Annotated in this window: 23 protein-coding genes and 1 pseudogene; 7 read left to right on the top strand and 17 right to left on the bottom strand. The window is 48.1% G+C overall.

The window, feature by feature from the left end; all coding sequences use genetic code 11:
* The first annotated feature begins 36 nt into the window (after positions 1–36).
* The 5 genes and pseudogenes from Q5L94_RS11315 to Q5L94_RS11295 all read left to right on the top strand — a co-directional run bounded on the left by Q5L94_RS11315 (position 37) and on the right by Q5L94_RS11295 (position 1,479).
* Positions 37–453, top strand: a complete 417-nt coding sequence (locus Q5L94_RS11315) for a prepilin-type N-terminal cleavage/methylation domain-containing protein (RefSeq protein WP_317498506.1) — start codon at positions 37–39, stop codon at positions 451–453.
* Positions 447–947 (top strand): prepilin-type N-terminal cleavage/methylation domain-containing protein, encoded by a 501-nt coding sequence (locus tag Q5L94_RS11310; protein WP_317498505.1) that lies wholly within the window; start codon positions 447–449, stop codon positions 945–947. The genes Q5L94_RS11315 and Q5L94_RS11310 overlap by 7 nt, the downstream gene beginning before the upstream one ends.
* A 12-nt stretch (positions 948–959) precedes the next feature.
* A complete protein-coding gene (locus Q5L94_RS11305) occupies positions 960–1,154 on the top strand; it encodes a Type II secretion pathway-like protein (protein WP_317498504.1) in 195 nt (64 codons plus the stop codon).
* Positions 1,135–1,179 (top strand): annotated as a pseudogene (locus Q5L94_RS11300) (hypothetical protein); the annotation flags it as partial. The gene Q5L94_RS11305 and the pseudogene Q5L94_RS11300, both read left to right, overlap by 20 nt.
* 111 nt (positions 1,180–1,290) lie before the next feature.
* Positions 1,291–1,479 (top strand): hypothetical protein, encoded by a 189-nt coding sequence (locus Q5L94_RS11295; protein ID WP_317498545.1) that lies wholly within the window; start codon positions 1,291–1,293, stop codon positions 1,477–1,479.
* 5 nt (positions 1,480–1,484) lie between these two features.
* Here the strand turns inward: Q5L94_RS11295 and ispH are convergent, their stop codons facing one another.
* The 8 genes from ispH to Q5L94_RS11255 form a co-directional block, all read right to left on the bottom strand.
* Positions 1,485–2,429 carry a 4-hydroxy-3-methylbut-2-enyl diphosphate reductase gene (ispH, locus tag Q5L94_RS11290; protein ID WP_317498544.1) on the bottom strand — a complete coding sequence of 315 codons (945 nt, stop codon included), beginning with the start codon at positions 2,427–2,429 and terminating at the stop codon, positions 1,485–1,487.
* A 36-nt stretch (positions 2,430–2,465) separates the two neighbouring features.
* Positions 2,466–2,906 carry an FKBP-type peptidyl-prolyl cis-trans isomerase gene (gene fkpB / locus Q5L94_RS11285; protein ID WP_317498503.1) on the bottom strand — a complete coding sequence of 147 codons (441 nt, stop codon included), beginning with the start codon at positions 2,904–2,906 and terminating at the stop codon, positions 2,466–2,468.
* Between the two features lie 10 nt (positions 2,907–2,916).
* The gene (lspA, locus tag Q5L94_RS11280) at positions 2,917–3,444 is read right to left on the bottom strand and encodes a signal peptidase II (protein ID WP_317498502.1); all 528 of its coding nucleotides are present in this window, start codon (positions 3,442–3,444) and stop codon (positions 2,917–2,919) included.
* Positions 3,437–6,271: an isoleucine--tRNA ligase gene (ileS, locus tag Q5L94_RS11275; protein ID WP_317498501.1), complete on the bottom strand. Its 2,835-nt coding sequence runs from the start codon at positions 6,269–6,271 to the stop codon at positions 3,437–3,439. The genes lspA and ileS overlap by 8 nt, the downstream gene beginning before the upstream one ends.
* Positions 6,272–6,297: 26 nt before the next feature.
* Positions 6,298–7,236 carry a bifunctional riboflavin kinase/FAD synthetase gene (ribF, locus tag Q5L94_RS11270; RefSeq protein WP_317498500.1) on the bottom strand — a complete coding sequence of 313 codons (939 nt, stop codon included), beginning with the start codon at positions 7,234–7,236 and terminating at the stop codon, positions 6,298–6,300.
* Between the two features lie 60 nt (positions 7,237–7,296).
* Entirely contained in the window at positions 7,297–8,859 is a 1,563-nt protein-coding gene (murJ, locus tag Q5L94_RS11265; RefSeq protein ID WP_317498499.1) for a murein biosynthesis integral membrane protein MurJ, read from the bottom strand.
* A gap of 65 nt (positions 8,860–8,924) precedes the next feature.
* On the bottom strand, positions 8,925–9,263 hold the full coding sequence (locus Q5L94_RS11260) for a DUF86 domain-containing protein (protein WP_317498498.1): 339 nt from the start codon (positions 9,261–9,263) through the stop codon (positions 8,925–8,927).
* The gene (locus tag Q5L94_RS11255; RefSeq protein WP_317498497.1) at positions 9,260–9,553 is read right to left on the bottom strand and encodes a nucleotidyltransferase family protein; all 294 of its coding nucleotides are present in this window, start codon (positions 9,551–9,553) and stop codon (positions 9,260–9,262) included. The genes Q5L94_RS11260 and Q5L94_RS11255 overlap by 4 nt, the downstream gene beginning before the upstream one ends.
* Before the next feature lie 183 nt (positions 9,554–9,736).
* Between Q5L94_RS11255 and rpsT the strand changes: the two genes are divergently transcribed.
* Entirely contained in the window at positions 9,737–9,997 is a 261-nt protein-coding gene (gene rpsT, locus Q5L94_RS11250; protein ID WP_054486760.1) for a 30S ribosomal protein S20, read from the top strand.
* A gap of 68 nt (positions 9,998–10,065) precedes the next feature.
* Here the strand turns inward: rpsT and Q5L94_RS11245 are convergent, their stop codons facing one another.
* Positions 10,066–10,602: a hypothetical protein gene (locus Q5L94_RS11245; protein ID WP_317498496.1), complete on the bottom strand. Its 537-nt coding sequence runs from the start codon at positions 10,600–10,602 to the stop codon at positions 10,066–10,068.
* A gap of 427 nt (positions 10,603–11,029) precedes the next feature.
* On the opposite strand from Q5L94_RS11245, the gene Q5L94_RS11240 reads away from it, so the two are divergent.
* On the top strand, positions 11,030–11,683 hold the full coding sequence (locus Q5L94_RS11240; RefSeq protein WP_317498495.1) for a hypothetical protein: 654 nt from the start codon (positions 11,030–11,032) through the stop codon (positions 11,681–11,683).
* A 125-nt stretch (positions 11,684–11,808) separates the two neighbouring features.
* On the opposite strand, the gene pseI is transcribed toward Q5L94_RS11240, so the two are convergent.
* Genes pseI through pseB form a run of 8 tightly spaced genes read right to left on the bottom strand, consistent with a single transcriptional unit; the run spans position 11,809 to position 18,057 of the window.
* Complete coding sequence (gene pseI / locus Q5L94_RS11235) at positions 11,809–12,846, bottom strand: pseudaminic acid synthase (protein ID WP_317498494.1); 1,038 nt, start codon at positions 12,844–12,846, stop codon at positions 11,809–11,811.
* A 9-nt stretch (positions 12,847–12,855) separates the two neighbouring features.
* Positions 12,856–13,425 (bottom strand): SDR family oxidoreductase, encoded by a 570-nt coding sequence (locus Q5L94_RS11230; RefSeq protein WP_317498493.1) that lies wholly within the window; start codon positions 13,423–13,425, stop codon positions 12,856–12,858.
* Positions 13,425–13,574, bottom strand: coding sequence for an NAD-dependent epimerase/dehydratase family protein (locus Q5L94_RS11225; protein WP_317498492.1), 150 nt, complete (start codon positions 13,572–13,574; stop codon positions 13,425–13,427). The genes Q5L94_RS11230 and Q5L94_RS11225 overlap by 1 nt, the downstream gene beginning before the upstream one ends.
* Entirely contained in the window at positions 13,567–14,115 is a 549-nt protein-coding gene (pseH, locus tag Q5L94_RS11220) for a UDP-4-amino-4,6-dideoxy-N-acetyl-beta-L-altrosamine N-acetyltransferase (RefSeq protein WP_317498491.1), read from the bottom strand. The genes Q5L94_RS11225 and pseH overlap by 8 nt, the downstream gene beginning before the upstream one ends.
* Before the next feature lie 9 nt (positions 14,116–14,124).
* On the bottom strand, positions 14,125–15,213 hold the full coding sequence (gene pseG, locus Q5L94_RS11215; protein WP_317498490.1) for a UDP-2,4-diacetamido-2,4,6-trideoxy-beta-L-altropyranose hydrolase: 1,089 nt from the start codon (positions 15,211–15,213) through the stop codon (positions 14,125–14,127).
* Positions 15,213–15,902 (bottom strand): pseudaminic acid cytidylyltransferase, encoded by a 690-nt coding sequence (gene pseF / locus Q5L94_RS11210; protein ID WP_317498489.1) that lies wholly within the window; start codon positions 15,900–15,902, stop codon positions 15,213–15,215. The genes pseG and pseF overlap by 1 nt, the downstream gene beginning before the upstream one ends.
* Positions 15,899–17,059: a UDP-4-amino-4,6-dideoxy-N-acetyl-beta-L-altrosamine transaminase gene (gene pseC, locus Q5L94_RS11205; protein ID WP_317498488.1), complete on the bottom strand. Its 1,161-nt coding sequence runs from the start codon at positions 17,057–17,059 to the stop codon at positions 15,899–15,901. The genes pseF and pseC overlap by 4 nt, the downstream gene beginning before the upstream one ends.
* Positions 17,059–18,057, bottom strand: a complete 999-nt coding sequence (pseB, locus tag Q5L94_RS11200) for a UDP-N-acetylglucosamine 4,6-dehydratase (inverting) (RefSeq protein WP_317498487.1) — start codon at positions 18,055–18,057, stop codon at positions 17,059–17,061. Before pseB ends, pseC begins: the two co-directional genes overlap by 1 nt.
* Positions 18,058–18,059 lie beyond the last annotated feature (2 nt).

The raw sequence follows: 18,059 nt of genomic DNA, 5'->3' as shown, positions 1-18,059 counted from the left end.
TATACTCGTTGCTCTTTTTCAAAATAATGTGTGTTTATGCGCGGTTACTCTCTTATGGAATTGGTCGTAGCATTGGCTGTTAGTGCGGTGCTTGGCGCTTCGGCCCTGCCAATATTTACTCAGCAGACAGAGTCTTTATTGCTTCAAAAAGAAGCTGGCCGCTGGCTGTCTTATTTGCAGTTGGTAAAAGCCAAGTCCATAGCAAATAAGGAATCTATTGAAGTCGACTTAGTCACATTCAGCAATGACTCAGAAGCCTCAGGTATTCAAACCGGATACACTTACAGTTCTTCCGCGTCGCTCACTTTTTATGGAGAGTCAGCTGCCGCGACACCGGGGCATATCAGGCTAATAGGCAAAAGCAGACAGGTAAAAGTCATCATCAGCAGTATCGGTCGTATTCGACTATGCCTAAGTGAGGGTAATTCACTTCCGGGAATCCCCTCATGTTAATGACTTCTGAGCGCGGCAGTAGCTTGGTAGAAGTTCTTATAGCCTCGGCTATTGGCGCGATAGTTGCTCTGGCGGCGCAGCAACAAATGCAATGGCAAACAGGAGTGCAACACCGCAAGCTAATGCAGGTCAATTTACTCTTAAGTGCTCAGTCAGTTGCAAATCAGTTTTTTGAAACCTTAAAAAATACAGCCGCAACGCAAATTTCGAACCCTCAGGGCAGTTGCTATTTGTTTCCTCAGCAAAACGGAGGCTCGGTTGGCTTTCGAGTCAGGAATGAACAACTACAGCATAACTCAATGACTCTCGACTGCGCCGGGTATGGTTGGCAGTCCCTTACCGATAAGTCTCAATTCAAAGTCACGCAATTTACTGCTGACTCTTACTATCCGGAATCCGGTAGTGGGTTATCAAAACTCTTTATAGCTTTTACCGTTACCAGCAATGCACAGACACATGTTTTCAAACGAACAATCACTCCTCTGGTTAACTAAATGGAGCTTACTATGAACGCGAAAGGATTCGCTCTGATACTCACCTTAGTAACACTTATAAGTTTAAGCTCAGCCAGTTTAGCTGCACTGCTCTTCTACGCGCAAATGATAGAAGCTCAGCAACATCATCAGTGGCAACAGCTTTCTCAGCAACTTCAGAAAGACTTAGAAGCAGAGCGCGGGGCTTATGAACAGGCACAAGAATAAGGGCTTTTCTCTGGTTGAAGTTTTGGCCGGAGCTGCCCTGGTGGCGCTCTGGTCCGTGAGCAGTCTGCAGCTTTTACAAGTTGGGCTATCGGCGATTGATCATGCCCATACAAAAGCAAAGGCGGTGGAGGTTTTGATGACTTATTTAAGTGAGGCTCAACAAGCGTGGGCTAAAGGTAATAACCCAGAACTATCGAGGAAAGCCGGGCAACTTCATTTAACAGCAGAACTCACTTCTATTGACCAGTTTAACGCTACCAGCAAAGTCACAGTGTCCTGGGGAAAAGATAACGAACTGATCCAAACATTCTGGCTTTCCCGATAAACCGTCTAGCTCACCGGGTGCGGTCTTAGCTCCGGTGGAATTGAAAAGGTAATATTCTCTTCGCGGCCACTGAGTTCAACTGCGGTTTTGCCGCCCCATTCCTGCAGCTTAGCAATCACTTCTTTAACCAACACTTCCGGTGCAGAAGCGCCAGCAGTTACTGCAACCTTGTCGTGCCCCTCTAACCAGGCTTTATCAATACAGCTGGCGTCATCAATTAGGTATGCCGGAGTTCCCATTTTCTCGGAAAGCTCTCGTAAGCGGTTTGAATTTGAACTGTTACGCGCTCCAACCACCAACATGACATCGGCATCACTGGCTAACTCACGAACTGCGTCCTGCCGGTTTTGGGTGGCGTAGCAGATATCATCTTTACGAGGACCATTAATATCAGGAAACTTCTGACGTAAGGCTTCAATAACATCGGCCGTGTCATCAACCGATAAGGTTGTCTGACTCATATAATGAAGGTTCTTCAAGTCTTTAACTTCAAGCTTATTCACGTCTTCAGGCGATTCAACTAAGTAGATACCACCATCGGTGTTCTTATACTGACCCATGGTGCCTTCAACTTCCGGATGTCCGGCATGACCAATGAGTACACATTCGTGCCCTTTGCGACTGGCTCGTGTCACTTCCATATGAACCTTGGTCACCAATGGACAAGTGGCATCAAACACACGAAGGCCGCGATCTTTCGCTTCTTGCCTTACCGCCTGAGAAACGCCATGAGCACTAAAAATAACAATCTGGTCATCCGGCACTTCGTGCAGTTCTTCTACAAAGACCGCACCGGCCTCGCGCAATTTACTGACAACGTATTTGTTGTGAACCACTTCGTGACGCACGTAAATTGGCGGCTCAAAGATTTCTAAAGCCCGCTCAACAATGGTAATAGCGCGATCAACTCCGGCACAAAAACCACGTGGGTTCGCCAACAAAATTTGCATCATTTCCTCCTGCGTTCAGCCTGATTCAGTAACCACTCACGGCTCAACGCTGATAATTTCCACTTCAAAAATCACTGTTTGTCCGGCCAACGGGTGATTAAAGTCGATGGTCACTGTTGGACCTTCAATTTTACGAACAATTCCCGGTAAATCAGTACCATCCGGTTGAGTAAAAGCCAGAATAGCGCCAACTTCCGGTTTGGTTTCGTCGCTAAACTTTGCCGAATCAACATAATAATAGTTGTCCGGGTTGGGTTCACCAAAGGCGTCTTTAGGCTCTAACGTGAACTTGCGTTCCGCCCCTTCGCGCAACCCCACAAGGCACGCTTCAAAGTTTTCGGTCAAGTTGCCATCACCCATCCGAAACTTTGCGGGCTTACCTGACATTTTGGTGCTGTCTGCAACTGAATCATCGGACAACTTAATAGTGAAGTGCATCACCACTTCCCGTCCGTGCTCTATAGGTAAACGACTCAAATAAAACTCCTTACTGCCCTTGACCGTTCTCGGCTTTGTCCCGACGGTTATCAAAAAAAGCTTCCAATAACATGAGTGCGGCACCAATAGTAATAGCCATGTCGGCTACGTTAAAGGCCGGCCAGTGCCACCCCTGATAATGAACATCAAAAAAGTCGATGACATAACCATACATTAACCGGTCAGCTACGTTACCAATAGCCCCGGCCATAATCAGAGAAAAGGCTAAATTCTGGCGCCATAAACCCACCGGGTTGCGGCGCATCCAAATGAGCAGCACCACGCTGATAGCGATAGCAATGGCGGTAAAGAACCAACGCTGCCAACCGCCGCCGTCACTTAAAAAACTAAATGCGGCACCATAGTTATGTACATAGGTGAAGTTAAACAAGCCTTCAATAACAACTCGGCTTTCATAAAGCTCAAACTCACCCGCGACCCAAATCTTCGTAATTTGATCAATAACTACCAGCAACAATGTCAGCCACAAAAAGCGTAGCCCGGTTGCGCGGTTAGTCTGGTCAGCAAAATCAGGCAAAACGACGCTCCTCACCTTCACCTTCAATATTAGTCACACAACGCTGGCATAAATCGGCATGGCTTTCTAGTGTGCCAACCTCTTTGCGATGGTGCCAGCAACGCTCACACTTCTTATATTCTGATTTAACTACGCTAACGGCCAAAGCTAATTTCTCAGCTTTTACCGCGTTGGCCGGGGCATCATTAATAGAAGCCACTTGCGCTTCCGATGTCAGCAGTGCAAAGCGCAACTCTTCGCCTAAACGATTCAAGGCTGTCGCCAGTTTATCGTCAGCGTACAATGTGACTTCTGCCTGTAACGAACCACCGATAACATCATCTCGGCGTGACTGTTCCAGCGCCTGGTTAACGACATCACGAATTTCCAGTAACTGCATCCAAAACTCGTTTTCATCGTCTTTAACACCGGAAAATTCACCAAAACCCTGATACCAGCTTTCAGTAAAGACATACTGGCTGCGTTCGTTTGGCAACAAGTCCCAAATTTCCTGAGCGGTAAAGCTGCAAATTGGTGCCATCCAGCGCACTAATGCTTCGGCAATATGATACAGCGCCGTCTGACATGAACGCCGCGCTAACCCCTCCGATTTTGCGGTGTACTGGCGGTCTTTAATAATATCCAGGTAGAAGCTGCCCAATTCAATAGAACAGAAGTGCATGAGCTTCTGCACCACACTGTGGAACTGGTAGTTATTGTAGGCTTCCAGCAGCTCTTGTTGTAAGTCAGCCGCACGGCCGACAATCCAGCGATCCAGTTCAACCATATTTTCTTTGGCAACCAAGTCGGTTTTAGGGTCAAAACCGGTTAAGTTCGCTAATAAAAAGCGCGACGTATTACGAATGCGACGATACGCATCTGCAGAGCGTTTAAGGATTTCATCAGAAACCGTCATTTCGCCGGAATAATCTGCTGATGCAACCCATAAGCGCAGAATATCGCCACCCAACTTATTCATCACGTCCTGCGGAGCCACTACGTTCCCGATAGACTTAGACATCTTGCGGCCCTGTGCATCCACAGTAAAACCGTGCGTTAATACCTGGTGGTATGGCGCTTCCTCATACATTGCAACACCGGTAACCAGAGAGCTCTGGAACCAGCCGCGGTGCTGATCTGACCCTTCCAGATACAAATCGGCAGGCCAGCGCAAACCATCAAACTCACGCAATACGCAATGGTGCGTTACACCGGAGTCAAACCAGACGTCTAAGGTGTCGGTCACTTTACGGTATTTATCAGCTTCATCGCCTAGTAAAGTTTCAGGCTCTAAGTCAAACCACGCCTGAACACCGTCTTTTTCAATTAACTGAGCCACTTTTTCCATCAGCTCCAGCGTGTTCGGGTGAAGCTCATCAGTTTCGCGATTCACGAAAATGGCAATGGGGTTACCCCAGGTACGCTGACGAGAAATACACCAGTCAGGGCGCCCTTCTACCATAGATTCAATGCGGCTTTGCCCCCACTCAGGGAACCAGCCCACCTTCTTAATTTGCTCTAAAGCACCTGCACGCAAACCCTTCTTGTCCATGCTGATAAACCACTGCGGCGTCGCACGGAAAATAATTGGCGTTTTATGGCGCCAGCAATGCGGGTACGAATGACGGTAACTTTCGGCATGCATCAAGTTGCCCATTTCGCGCAGCTTGTCGACAATAGGCTCGTTTGCTTTAAACACATGCTGTCCGGCAAACAGTGGCGTATCATCTTTGTACACACCGTTATCGCCAACTGGGTTATAAACCTCAATACCGTAACGTTGACCGACCAGGAAGTCATCGACACCATGGCCTGGCGCTGTATGCACACAACCGGTACCACTTTCAGTGGTTACGTGGTCGCCCAGTATTACCGGCACCTGCAATTCAAACAACGGATGCTGTAGCTGCAGACCTTCTAAGTCTTTACCTTTGCAGAAACCCAGCTTGTGGTAGTGGGTAATGTTCCAGCGCTCCATGCAGTCATTAACCAAATCGTCCGCAAGAATCACACGCTCGGCAGGCTGATCATCGCTGGCCTCAATTTGCACTAAAGTGTACTCGAGCCCTTCGGCCAAAGTCACAGCGCGGTTGGCAGGAATGGTCCACGGGGTCGTGGTCCAGATAACCATGCTGACATCGCCCTCACCGACATGCCCTTCTGGCGTGCTGAATCGGTCAACCGTTTCAGCTGTAGCCGCAACCGGCATACGCACGTCAATGGCCGGGGAGTTTTTGTCCTGATATTCAACTTCCGCTTCCGCCAGCGCTGAGCCACAGTCTGTACACCAGTGAACCGGCTTGAAACCTTGATGCATGTGACCGTTATCAATAATTTTTGCCAAAGCTCGAACACTGTCGGCTTCCTGCTTAAAGTTCATGGTCAGATAAGGATTGTCCCAGTCGCCCAACACCCCCAGACGTTTAAAGTCCGTACGTTGCTGGTCAATTTGGGTCATTGCGTATTCACGACACTTTTCGCGGAACTCAGCCAGATTCAATTTTTTACCCGGCTTGCCGTGCTTTTTCTCAACTTGCAGTTCAATTGGCAGACCATGACAATCCCAGCCCGGTACGTAAGGCGCGTCGAAGTCGCTTAAGGTTTTCGCCTTAACAATAACGTCTTTTAAAATTTTATTTACGGCGTGACCAATGTGAATTTGCCCGTTCGCGTACGGAGGGCCATCGTGCAGAATAAATTTAGGCTTGCCCGCTTTGGCTTTACGAATTTGACCGTACAGGTCAGTTTCATACCACTGCTCCAGCATTTTTGGCTCGCGCTGAGCCAGGTTGCCGCGCATTGGAAATGCTGTTTGTGGCAAGTTTAAGGTGTGTTTGTAATCACTCATGGGTCACTGTTTCCATTTCCGCATAGTTACTGACTCCGGCACGCTAATGCTTCACGTGCGCGGGCGGCATCTTTTTCAATTTGTTCTTGTAAGTGCTGCAACGACGCAAAGCGTTGCTCATTACGCAATTTGGCCACCGGTGTGACCGTCATCTGCTGACCGTACAGATTGCCTGAAAACTCAAACAAATGCACCTCCAGCTGTACTTCGTCGCCATTTAATGTCGGCCGGGTTCCCAGGTTGGCAACGCCGGAATGTATTTCTTCGTCTTTACCAAACTGAGCTGTTACTGCAAACACCCCATGTAACGGGCTTTTTAAACGTTTTAACGGCACGTTCGCGGTAGGAAAACCAATAGTCCGGCCATTTTTACGGCCGTGTACGACTTTTCCGCATATTTGATAAGGCCGCCCGAGCATTTGTTCGGCCTGTTCAAAGTCGCCATCTTCCAGCGCCTGACGTATAGCGGTGCTGCTGACTCGTTGTTGCTGTTGACGATAGCTGCGAGTATCGACCACCTCAAATCCCAGTTCTTTACCGGCTTTTTGCAACAACTCGAAGTCACCTTCTCGTTTATAACCAAAGCGGAAATCATCGCCTACCACCAGAAACTTAACGCCCAGCTTGCCAACCAGAGTCTGTTCAATAAACTCTCGCGCTGGCTGGCTGGCAAACTTTTTATTAAATTCAATAACAATATGCCGGTCGACATTTTGTGCCTGGAGGGCGAGATATTTCTCGCGCCAGTTGGTTAAACGCGCGGGCGCTTTTTCAGGCTGGAAAAGCTCTTGCGGCTGCGGCTCAAAGGTCATCACAGCGGAGGGGACGCCCAACTGCAGCGCTTGTTCACGGACCTGGCTCAATACCGCCTGATGGCCCAGGTGAACACCATCAAAGTTACCGATGGTCAACACACAGCCGTGATGCTCAGCTCTTAAGTTATGAGTACCGCGAATCAGTTCCATGCCCGCACAATCTTACTATTTTCCGGAAAAACGCGATTATAACTGATACCGAGGCGATAATCAGTACTCGCGCGCACGGAAATGTCTCGGTCTCATGCCAGTAATAACCAACACGCCAATATAAATGGCGGCGCCGAATCCAATCACCTGAGCCAAAAGCCTGGGGCGCTCAACTAAAGAACTGGTTCGCCAGGTAGCAATATCCGGACTTAACCAGAGCACACCGGCTATCATCGCCGTAGTGGCAAACAGTACCTGCAGAATAAAACGTCCGGTTCCGGGTTGTTTTTTCAGAACCCCTTCTCGCCATAACGTAACGCCTAATAAGCCTGCGTTGATAGCAGCCGAAGCCGCCGTTGCCAGTGCCAGGCCGACGTAACTAAAAGGAATAGCCAAAGCAATGTTAAATACCATATTGGCTGCCATCGCAATAATGCCGTACTTCACCGGTCGCTTAGTGTCCTGCCGCGAGTAAAAGCCGGTTGCCAGCACCTTCACCATCATAAAACTTAGCAAACCGGTGGAGTAAGCCATAAGACTGTAGGACGCCATACGCGCATCGTCCGGGCTGAAGGCGCCGTGCATGAACAACACCATAAGCATCGGCTCTGCTAATACAAAAAGCCCCGCCATGGCCGGTACACCCAACAGCAGCACCATGCGAATCCCCCAGTCCAGCGTAGCACTGAAGTTTTCAGTCGATTTATCCACATGGCGTGATGAGAGCGCTGGCAAAATAACCGTAGCAATGGCAATACCAAATAACCCAAGTGGGAATTCCAACAAGCGGTCAGAGTAGTAAAGCCAGCTTATGGAGCCTGTCATTAAAAAGCTGGCAATGAGGGTATCAAACAGTAAGTTAATTTGACTGACTGACACACCAAATATAGCCGGCAACATCAATTTGCGAATTTTGGTCACGCCGGGGTCTTTCCAGCCCCACTGCGGCTTAACCAATAATCCCGCTTTTTTCAGAAACGGCAACTGAAATAAAAGCTGAATTAGCCCACCAAAAAATACGCCCCAGGCCAGTGCATATTCCGGTTGCTCAAGCTGGGGAGCCAACCAGATAGCCGCCGCAATAATAGCCACGTTCAAAAATACCGGTGTAAAAGCGGCTACGGCAAACTTGCCCAGCGTATTGAGTATGGCGCCGGCCATAGCGGTAAAGCTAATAAACCATAAGTAAGGAAAAGTAATGCGGAGTAAGTCACTGGCCAGTACAAATTTGTCCCCTTGCGGCCCGTCGTTCCACCAATCTAAAAACCAACCCATACCAAAAAGCGCGGCCACAACCGGGGAAGCCACCACACCGAAGATTGTCACTACAGTAACAATAGTACCTAAAGTACCGGATACCCGGGCAATCAGTAATTGCTGATCGGGCAGTTCTTTACCCTGCTTGTACTCAGTGAGCACCGGCACAAACGCCTGGGCAAAAGCGCCCTCGGCAAAAAGGCGGCGTAAAAAGTTGGGGATTTTATTAGCAAAAAAGAACACATCTGCCGCAGCGCCAGCGCCCATCAGGTTGGCAATGACCACATCGCGCACTAAACCTAACACGCGCGAGATTAGGGTCATCGCACTGACGATAAATCCTGATTTTAAGAGGGCTTTGGACACAGCTGTTCCTTAACTATCTATCGCGTTCTGAAGCGATAACTCTATTTTTCAAAGGTTTTTATTGCCTATAAAACTTGCTCACGCAGGGGTGGCAGATCTTTTTCAATGGTACGCCAAACAAGCTCATAATCAATTTTAAAGTAGCCATGAGCAATGGCATTTCGCATTTGATAAGCAGAAGTTAAAGGAAGATCAGGGAACTGGGCTACTGTAGATGGGCACTGCTTCAATAGGTTATTTGAAGCCTCTCCAATTATTTCTAAATTGCGAATAACCGCGTCTTGCACGAGTTCGTTATTCAGGAAACCATTTTCATCAAGGTCAGTCGTGTATGATTCAATCCGCTCAATAGCGTTAACAATATGATGAAGATAATCTTTTGCTCTACTTTCTTTGTCTGTCATATTAAACGAGCTTCCTGCTCTACTTTGTCTTTAAACTGCATAGGTAAGCTGTTTGGTGTCAATACATCAACCTCTACACCCAGTAAATTATTAAGTTCAAACTTAATCGCACCTATATCAAACATAGTGGTCTCTGGTGTGGTTTCTATCAGCAAATCAATATCGCTGTCAGCAGATTCATTGCCCACAGCCACAGAACCAAACACTTTCACATTTTTAGCGTGGTGCTTTTCAACAATTTTCTGAATCTCTTCGCGGTTCTTACGTAAAAGCCTTGATAAGTGCTTCATAAAACCTCCAGGTCGTGAATGGAATATAACTCATCGACTCATTTTTAGCCATGCAAATTGTAAAACGAAAATCGAAGATATTACCGGTTTTTATTGTTTCAGCTGTTGACTTTTACAGCAGAAAAGGCATAATCTGCGGCCTTTATAAGAGAAGCGTTCTGTTAATGAATTTAGGAGTTCACCTTGGCTAACATTAAGTCTGCTAAAAAGCGTGCGATCCAGGCCGAGAAAAATCGCCGCCACAATGCAAGCCGTCGTTCAATGATGCGTACTTACCTTAAACGTGTAATCGCAGCTATTGAAAAGAAAGACAAAGATGCAGCAAACACTGCAATGAAAGACGTAACCCCAATGCTGGACAGTTACGCAACTAAAGGTCTTATCAGCAAAAACAAAGCGGCACGTCATAAGAGCCGTTTGAATGCTAAGATCAAAGCACTGTAAGAAGAATTACTGACCTGGGCTTAGGCGCAGGTAAAGAGAAACCGGCTTTCGAGCCGGTTTTTTTGTTTCTAATATTTATTTTGTAAAACTTCCATTAGCTCACCTACCTTTGCTCGCACTTTTTTGTCTCTTAACTGCAAGGCTAAGTTCAGGTTACTGACAAGCTCTGCGTGCTCCGCTAACTGCTTCGGAATTTTCTCATAGCTGGCCAACCACTCAGCCACTTCACTCCATTGCCATAATGGCTGTTTACCTGTTAAACGATATAAAGGCGATGGAAAATCACCACTCCCTCTCTTCCCCTCTTTTAACAGAGAAATAGACTGCCTAGTTAAACCGCTTCGCTCCGCAATATCACTAATACCGACGTAACCACCTGCTTCAACGACCGTTACTCGACAGTCGGTCAATGATTCCACTTGTTGAATGGCCGACAGCACGGCGTCCTGAAAGCTTTTCGCTTCCCGGTCGAACTGCAAATAAACTGTTGAGCCATAAAAGCACACCAATGCATCATCACAGCCTGCGCTATAAAGCTTGTCTTCCAACAGCGGAGTGCGGTTAGAAATACCACCTAAGACAAGAGAAAAATTGTAGGTGTTCATGGTTTTAACTCCTCGCAGGCAATGACTTGTCGAACTATTTGCTTAGCATGGTTATAAGGATTTCTTGGCGTTGACCAAACACTAATTTGATGTTGCCGATGCCCTTTTCCACATTTTAAGCGTCCAAAAGCATGACCTTTACTTAACTTAAACGTCCAGCCATAGACTAAGGCGAAGTCAATAGCTGCCTGAATTTCCTTATTCGGGTGTTTTTTGATATTAGACTCCATATTAACCGAATGTTGACATCTGTCAACAAGCTAAAAGAAGTTAATAGTCTAGTTCACATTTAATGAGTGGGGAATAAATTGAGAGATAGCTTACAAATAGCCACTGACTTGCTAGATACTTACTAGCCATAGATAATGGCATAAAATAGGTTCTTATGAGTAACAGCCAATACAACAAGAAGATAAAAGGACTTACGATGACAAAAGTTAATATCCCAACGATTGCTAAAGAAGTGTTGTCCGATCTATTACAAGAGCCAGGCGGTATTCTTTATAGCAGCCACGAAACGTTGAAACCGGGCAGTGTGTATTTACTTGGTTTCAATCCCGGTGGAAGTGGCGGGAATCCCCTTGAGAAAAGCGTGGATTCAATGCTCTTCAATAGCAAAAACGCCTATCTTGATGAAGAAAGGGGTAACAGAAGTGGCTCCTGGGGGGCTGGCGAAGCCCCGCTTCAAAAAAGAGTGAAGTGGTTACTCAGCGAGCTAGGGCTGAACCCAGCGGATGTCTGTGCAAGCAACTTAATTTTTGTACAAAGCCGCAAAGCGAACGACATTAGCTTTTCGCTCGCAAAACAATGTTGGCCTGTTCACGAGGCTATCCTGGAACTCGTACAGCCCAAACTGATTATTGCGTATGGTAATTCAGCCGACTCTCCATACGGATACTTGCACGCAATGTTTGGAGGCGAGCAAGATCATATCCCGTCCGGTCACGGCACTTGGACAGCAAAAGGTTTTCAGTGTCACATCAATGGTATACCAGTGTATATTGCCGGCTTACCGCACTTGAGTCGCTACTCGCCCGTGGGTAAAAGTCATATTGTAGAATGGTTGGCTTCGCATTTATGAAGATAGTGACGGTGCCTGACCGCTACCCTCGCGCTATCCGGAAAAAGCCATAAAAATATCCTTATAAAAGAAATATCAGTCAGCTTAACTGACTGGTATTAGACTTTTTAGCGGTCTTTTTCTACCTAATCTTCAATTAATTCATGCCTTACCGGAGAGTTGATCTTTATATCAACTGCTACCTTCTTGCCTATCAACTCTTTGAAGTACTTGGGCACTAACCCATAGCCAGGTCTTACACTACGAATGCAATCTTCGGTAATAACATCACCAGCTTTCATATCCTTCACGAAGTATAAGGAACGGCGAAATTTTACACTCCCCTGTTCGCTGGACTTACGCCCGTAATCTACCTGACCTAAAGCTGCTTTAGCTGTTTTTGTATCACGACACAGAGCCGCAAGCTCTGCAGGCTCTAATGAAAAACTGTCGTCCGGGCCGCCGCCGTTTCGGTTCAGGGTAAAATGCTTTTCAATAATGGAGGCTCCCAGAGCAGCACTCACTATTGCCGTAGTGTTATCCAGTGTGTGGTCGGATAATCCGGTTAACACACCATATCGATCCTGCATATCCACCAAAGTTTTTAGATTATAGTCTTCCGCAGGGGCGGGATAACCGCTAACACAGTGGAGTATAGCCAGCTCTTTACAACCCGCGCCGCGTGCTGCGTCTATCGCTTCCTGTATTTCCTGCTCATCCGCCATGCCGGTGGAAATGATCATCGGTTTACCGGTGCTTGCCACATACTCGATAAGCGGCAGGTCTATGGCTTCAAACGAGGCAATCTTATAGGCTGGAGCATTCAAATCTTCCAGCAAATCAACCGCGGTGTTATCAAAGGGCGAGCTGAATATAGTTATCCCTTCGTTTCGGGCGTGCTCAAACAACGGTTTGTGCCATTCCCAGGGCGTATGCGCTTCTTCATAAAGCTCATATAAGGTTCGTCCGTCCCAGAGCCCGCCTTTGATTTTAAAGTCATCGGAGTCAGAGTCCAACGTGATGGTATTCGGGCGGTAGGTCTGCAGTTTAACCGCATCCGCCCCCGCCTTTTTGGCAGCAGATATGATGTTGAATGCGGTTTCAATATTCCCGTTATGATTCGCAGAGAGCTCCGCGATAATGTAAGGCGCATCGGCTCCGACCGTTTTTCCATTGATTTTCATAATCGTCTCCTAGTGCTGACCGCCGTCTATTGCGTAATCAGCTCCGGTAATAAATGCGCTTTTTTCATTGGCCAGAAACTCTATAACCCGGGCCACTTCATAGGATTCACCAAGACGATTCAACGGAATTTCTGACACGATATGCGATAACACTTCCGGAGGCATGGCATCTGTCATTTCCGTCTCCAGGTAGCCCGGAGACACGGTGTTGACCGTTATACCTTTTCCGGCAGTTTCCTGAGCCAATGACTTGGTAAAACCGTACAGGCCGGCTTTGGAAGCCGCATAATTCGTCTGCCCGAACTGGCCCTTATGCCCGTTAATTGACGAAACAGAAACGATCCTTCCGTAACCACGCTCCAGCATCCCCGGAAGCGCTGCTCTGGTCAGGTTAAAGGCACCGGTTAAATTAGTATCGATAACCCGGTTCCATTGCTCCGATGTCATTCTTTTTAATGTTTTATCCGCCGTTATACCCGCGTTGTTAACTAATACATCAACACCCGCGAACCGCATTTCAAGCGCATTTATTAGCGCTTCACATGCGTTATAGTCAGTGATATCCAGTTCAAACAGCATTACACCCAGCGACTCGAGAGACTCAGCTCTTTCTTACGACTTTTGTCCTGAGTGGTACCCCAAACGGTATAACCCCGTTCATGGAAATAATGGCAAACCGAGTATCCCAGTCCTCCCGTAGCGCCGGTAATGAGTACTTTTTTAGACATTATTAACCTTATTCATTATCCGCTCTTTTACTGCCGGCCAGCTACTTTTAAACAACGCAAGCAGTACCACATCAAATGCTTCCCCGTCACGAAAGTAATGCTCTTTCAGGGTGCCTTCAACTTCAAACCCAAAGCGCTGGTGGAACTTCACCACCGGCTCATTAAAACTCAGCACTTCGCAACACAATTTGTTCAGGTTCAGAGATTCAAACGCGTACAGCAGGGCTAAAGATTCCATCCGGCTTCCTAACCCTTTGATATTCAAACTGCCGGAATAAAAGGCCCAGTGCGCTCTTTTGTTCTGTTTATCGATTTGACTGAATGACACAAAACCCAGCGGTTTATCGTCAGCTTCGAATATGAAGTGTTTAATGGCAGGGTCATTCGTCGTACGCTCAAACCAATGCGCATGCTCGGTTTCAGTAATTTCATGATAGGTATACATGTTCTTTCTGACATCCGGATGATTACGCCACTGAAGCACCTGCTTCAGGTCTTTCGACGTCATTTCCCGAAGTCTGTCACCCTTGAGTTCAATCATTTTTTACCCTTAATTCTGTTTAGATATAACATCACAAAGCCGATGGACACCAACACCGTCTACGAGTTGAGCCGAGCAATCCGACAAGGCATGGAGAGCATCCACATTTGCGCACAAATAATGAAGGGATGAAATCAACGACGCTTCAAACGTATCTTCACCCTCTATCGATAGAGCAGCCCCAGCTTTTACAAGCTGCCGCGAAGCTTCCCTCTGATTATCTGCAATAACAAAATTAATCGTTGGAACTCCGAGGCAGCAACGCTCCCAGGAAGTACTGCCGGCAGCGCCTATCGCTAGGTCTGAATGACTCATTAATTCAGCCATATTCGATACGCCCTGCAGAACGTCAACGTTTAACACGCTCTTATCAGCCTGTTGTCTGACTTCGTTGAACCAGGGACTTTGTTGACCCAGCACCACCGTTACTCTGCACAGCTGTTTTAAGTTGCTTTTTTGCAGTGCTGACAGGATACGTCCGCTATAATTGTCTTTATCCACGCCGCCCATGGTTACCAGCACCCGGTCGATTTGAGTTTTTCCTTTGCGGTACTCAAGGCTGCGTTCACGGTACTCTGCAAATTCCGGACGCAATAAGGCGTAATGACACCCAGTTAAAATCCGGCAGTCTGCCGGCACCAGCGGGTGGTACATCTCATCTGTTTGTCCTAAATTCTGGTCGAGCAGGACATTGCCGTCGTGCTCCCGGTCGGCTAAATCATCAATCACCAGAAGGTCTTTAACGCAGGCTCTTACCTGCTGCTCCCAGTTTTTATCAATACCGTAATGGTCCACCACCAGCCAGTCCGGGGCGAGCTTCTTTAAAACGGCTTCACTTTCCCTGGCATCTCTCTCCCAGCCACCCTTTAACCAATGACTGTGAGCAAGGTGACTGTCCGCCGGGGTATCACACGTCGGCAGCTCATGAACAACATAACCGCGCGCTTTCACTGTGTTGATCAAATCTCCGGGTTGCTTTCGTGACACAAAGACACACCCGAAGCCCCGGCGACTAAGCTCATCCGCCAGCGTCAGGCAGCGCATCACATGGCCCGCCCCCATTTCCAGTGAGGCATCGACCCGGAACACCGCTTTCATCAGGTTGCCTGCAAAGCTTTGAACAACCACTCGGCCCGTGTCCAGTCTTCCGGGGTATCAATGTCCTGCACCCGGTGACGGGGCAGCGGCACCGCCGCAGAGCGCTCCGAGAATAACGGTTTCTCATTGAGCCAGGCATCCGCCCGGCCCCAGTAAAACTGTCCTGCATCGTGCCATGCCTCTTCTAAATCCTGCGAGCGTGTGTTGAAGTGCTCCGGCTGAAACATACTGACTCCGCCACTGTCTGACAGACGCAGGGCCCGCTGAATGGGGAAAGCGTAGCTGGTTACCGAAAAGGCGTAATCAACATCCGCGTTTTGCACGGACTGCAAGCCCTGTTTAAGGTCATCAGGCTGCACAAACGGAGCGGTGGCGTATAAGCAGCAGGCATAGTCTATTGGCTTTACATGCGCTTCGTACCATTCAATTGCATGTTTAATGACCGGAATAGTACCGGTATGGTCGTCGGACAAATTGTTCGGGCGCGTAAACGGCACCGAGGCGCCACAGGCTTTTGCGACCGCCGCAATATCATCATCGTCCGTCGATACAATAATATCGTCAAAACAGCCGCTGGCTTCAGCGGCTTCAATGGTCCAGGCTATCATTGGTTTACCGCAGAACGGTTTAATGTTCTTACGCGGTATCCGCTTGCTGCCGCCACGGGCCGGGATGATCGCAACATTCATACCTGCAAAGCCTTTTTCAGTGCCTCGACCACGTCTTGCTGTTCATTTTTATTCAGTGTCGGGTACATCGGTAAACTAATAGCCTGGTGGTAGTAAGCCATTGCCTCAGGGAAGTCGTCCGGCTTAAAACCGAGTTTCTGATAATACGGCTGGGTATGGACCGGGATATAATGCAGATTCACACCGATCCCCTGAGCTCTCAGCGATTCAAACACCGCTTTATGGCTGACAGACAGTTCGTTAAGTTTCAGGCGGATAACATACAGGTGCAGGCCGGAGTAGCTGTCCGGGTGCTGCCACGGCAGCGTTAAAGGAAAGTCTTTTAGCAGCCCACTGTAGCGCTCTGCGATTTCATGCCGGCGCGCAACATAGTCATCCAGCCGTTCAAGTTGACTTAAACCAAGAGCTGCCTGAAGCTCCGTCATTCGGTAATTAAAGCCTAAGTCCACCTGCTGATAATACCAAGGCCCGTCCGGCTCATGCGTCATAAGCTCAGAGTCCCGGGTAATACCATGGCTCCGCAGTAAATTCATCTTGGTCGCCAGCTCATCACAGTTTGTCAATGCCATACCACCTTCGGCAGTGGTGATGATTTTGACCGGGTGAAAGCTGAATACAGTAATATCGCTGTAGCGTCCGTTACCAATGTACTCGCTCTGGTATTTACCGCCAATGGCGTGCGAGGCATCTTCAATGACTTTAACGCCGTATCTTTCCGCCAGCGCTTTTATCGCCTGCATCTCACAAGGCTGACCACACAGGTGAACGACCACCAGCACTTTGGGCAGGCGCTTCTCAGAGGCGGCTTTTTCAAGCTTCTCTTTCAGCGCGCTGACACTGAGGTTGTAGGTTTGCGGGTCAATGTCAACAAAGTCGACTTTCGCACCGCAGTACAAACCGCAATTCGCCGAGGCAACAAAGGTGACCGGTGTGGTCCACAGCCAGTCACCTTCGCCTAAACCAAGAGCCAGACAGGCAATGTGCAGTGCTGAGGTGGCACTGTTAACAGCCAAAGCATGTTTAGCACCGACTTTTTCAGCAACAGCCGACTCAAACGCCGGTACTTTAGGGCCCTGAGTCAAAAAGTCCGATGTTAATACCTCGACAACCGCATCAATATCACTTTGCTGAATGTCTTGTTTACCATAGGGTATCATCAGATTTTCCCAATCTGTTCGTAGTTGGTGTTCAACCAGCTTTGTAACTGCTCGTCGGTCATCCATTCCTGATTATTGTCACTGGAGTAAATGAACCCCTCCGGGACTTTTTTGCCGTCTTTAATGCGGTTAGCGTCTTTGTCCCACTCATGAATAGCCGGCAGAATTTTAAAATGCTCCGGGTATTCATAGGTGTATGGCGCATCTTCAAAGCCAATCATCTGTTCACGCAACTTCTCGCCGGGGCGGACACCCACCACTTCCTGCTCCGCCTCCGGAGCCACCACACGTGCAACGTCTGTGACTTTCATGGACGGAATTTTCTTCACGTAGATTTCGCCACCGACCATATCCTCAAATGCGTGCCAGACCAGCTCCACGCCCTGTTCCAGTGAAATCATAAAGCGGGTCATACGCTCGTCTGTAATGGGCAGCGTGCCTTTGTCGCGAATGGACATAAAAAACGGAATGACCGAGCCCCGCGAGCCCATCACATTCCCGTAGCGTACCACGGAGAATTTGGTTTTATGGCCGCCGGCGTAAGAGTTACCGGCAACGAATAATTTATCCGACGCCAGCTTGGTTGCACCGTAAAGGTTAACCGGACTGCTGGCTTTATCCGTAGACAGCGCCACAACACCTTTAACGCCTTTATCAATGGCCGCATCAATCACGTTCATAGCGCCATGAATGTTCGTCTTCACACACTCAAAGGGGTTGTATTCGGCGGTAGGCACAATTTTAGTGGCTGCGGCATGTACAACGTAGTCGACACCATCCAGTGCACGATAAAGACGGTCGCGATCCCGCACGTCGCCAATAAAAAATCTAAGACGGTCATCGTTAGGAAAAAGCTTCGCCATTTCCCATTGCTTCATCTCGTCGCGCGAGAAGATGATGATTTTTTTCGGGTTATACTTTTCTAAGGTCATAGGAATAAACTTATGACCAAAAGAGCCCGTACCGCCGGTGACTAAAATCGTTTTGTTTTCAAACATAG

The organism is Idiomarina sp. Sol25 (assembly GCF_033052775.1).
Lineage (GTDB): Bacteria > Pseudomonadota > Gammaproteobacteria > Enterobacterales > Alteromonadaceae > Idiomarina.
Note: the sequence above shows the minus strand (reverse complement) of the source record. Positions and strands in the feature narration are given on the sequence as shown.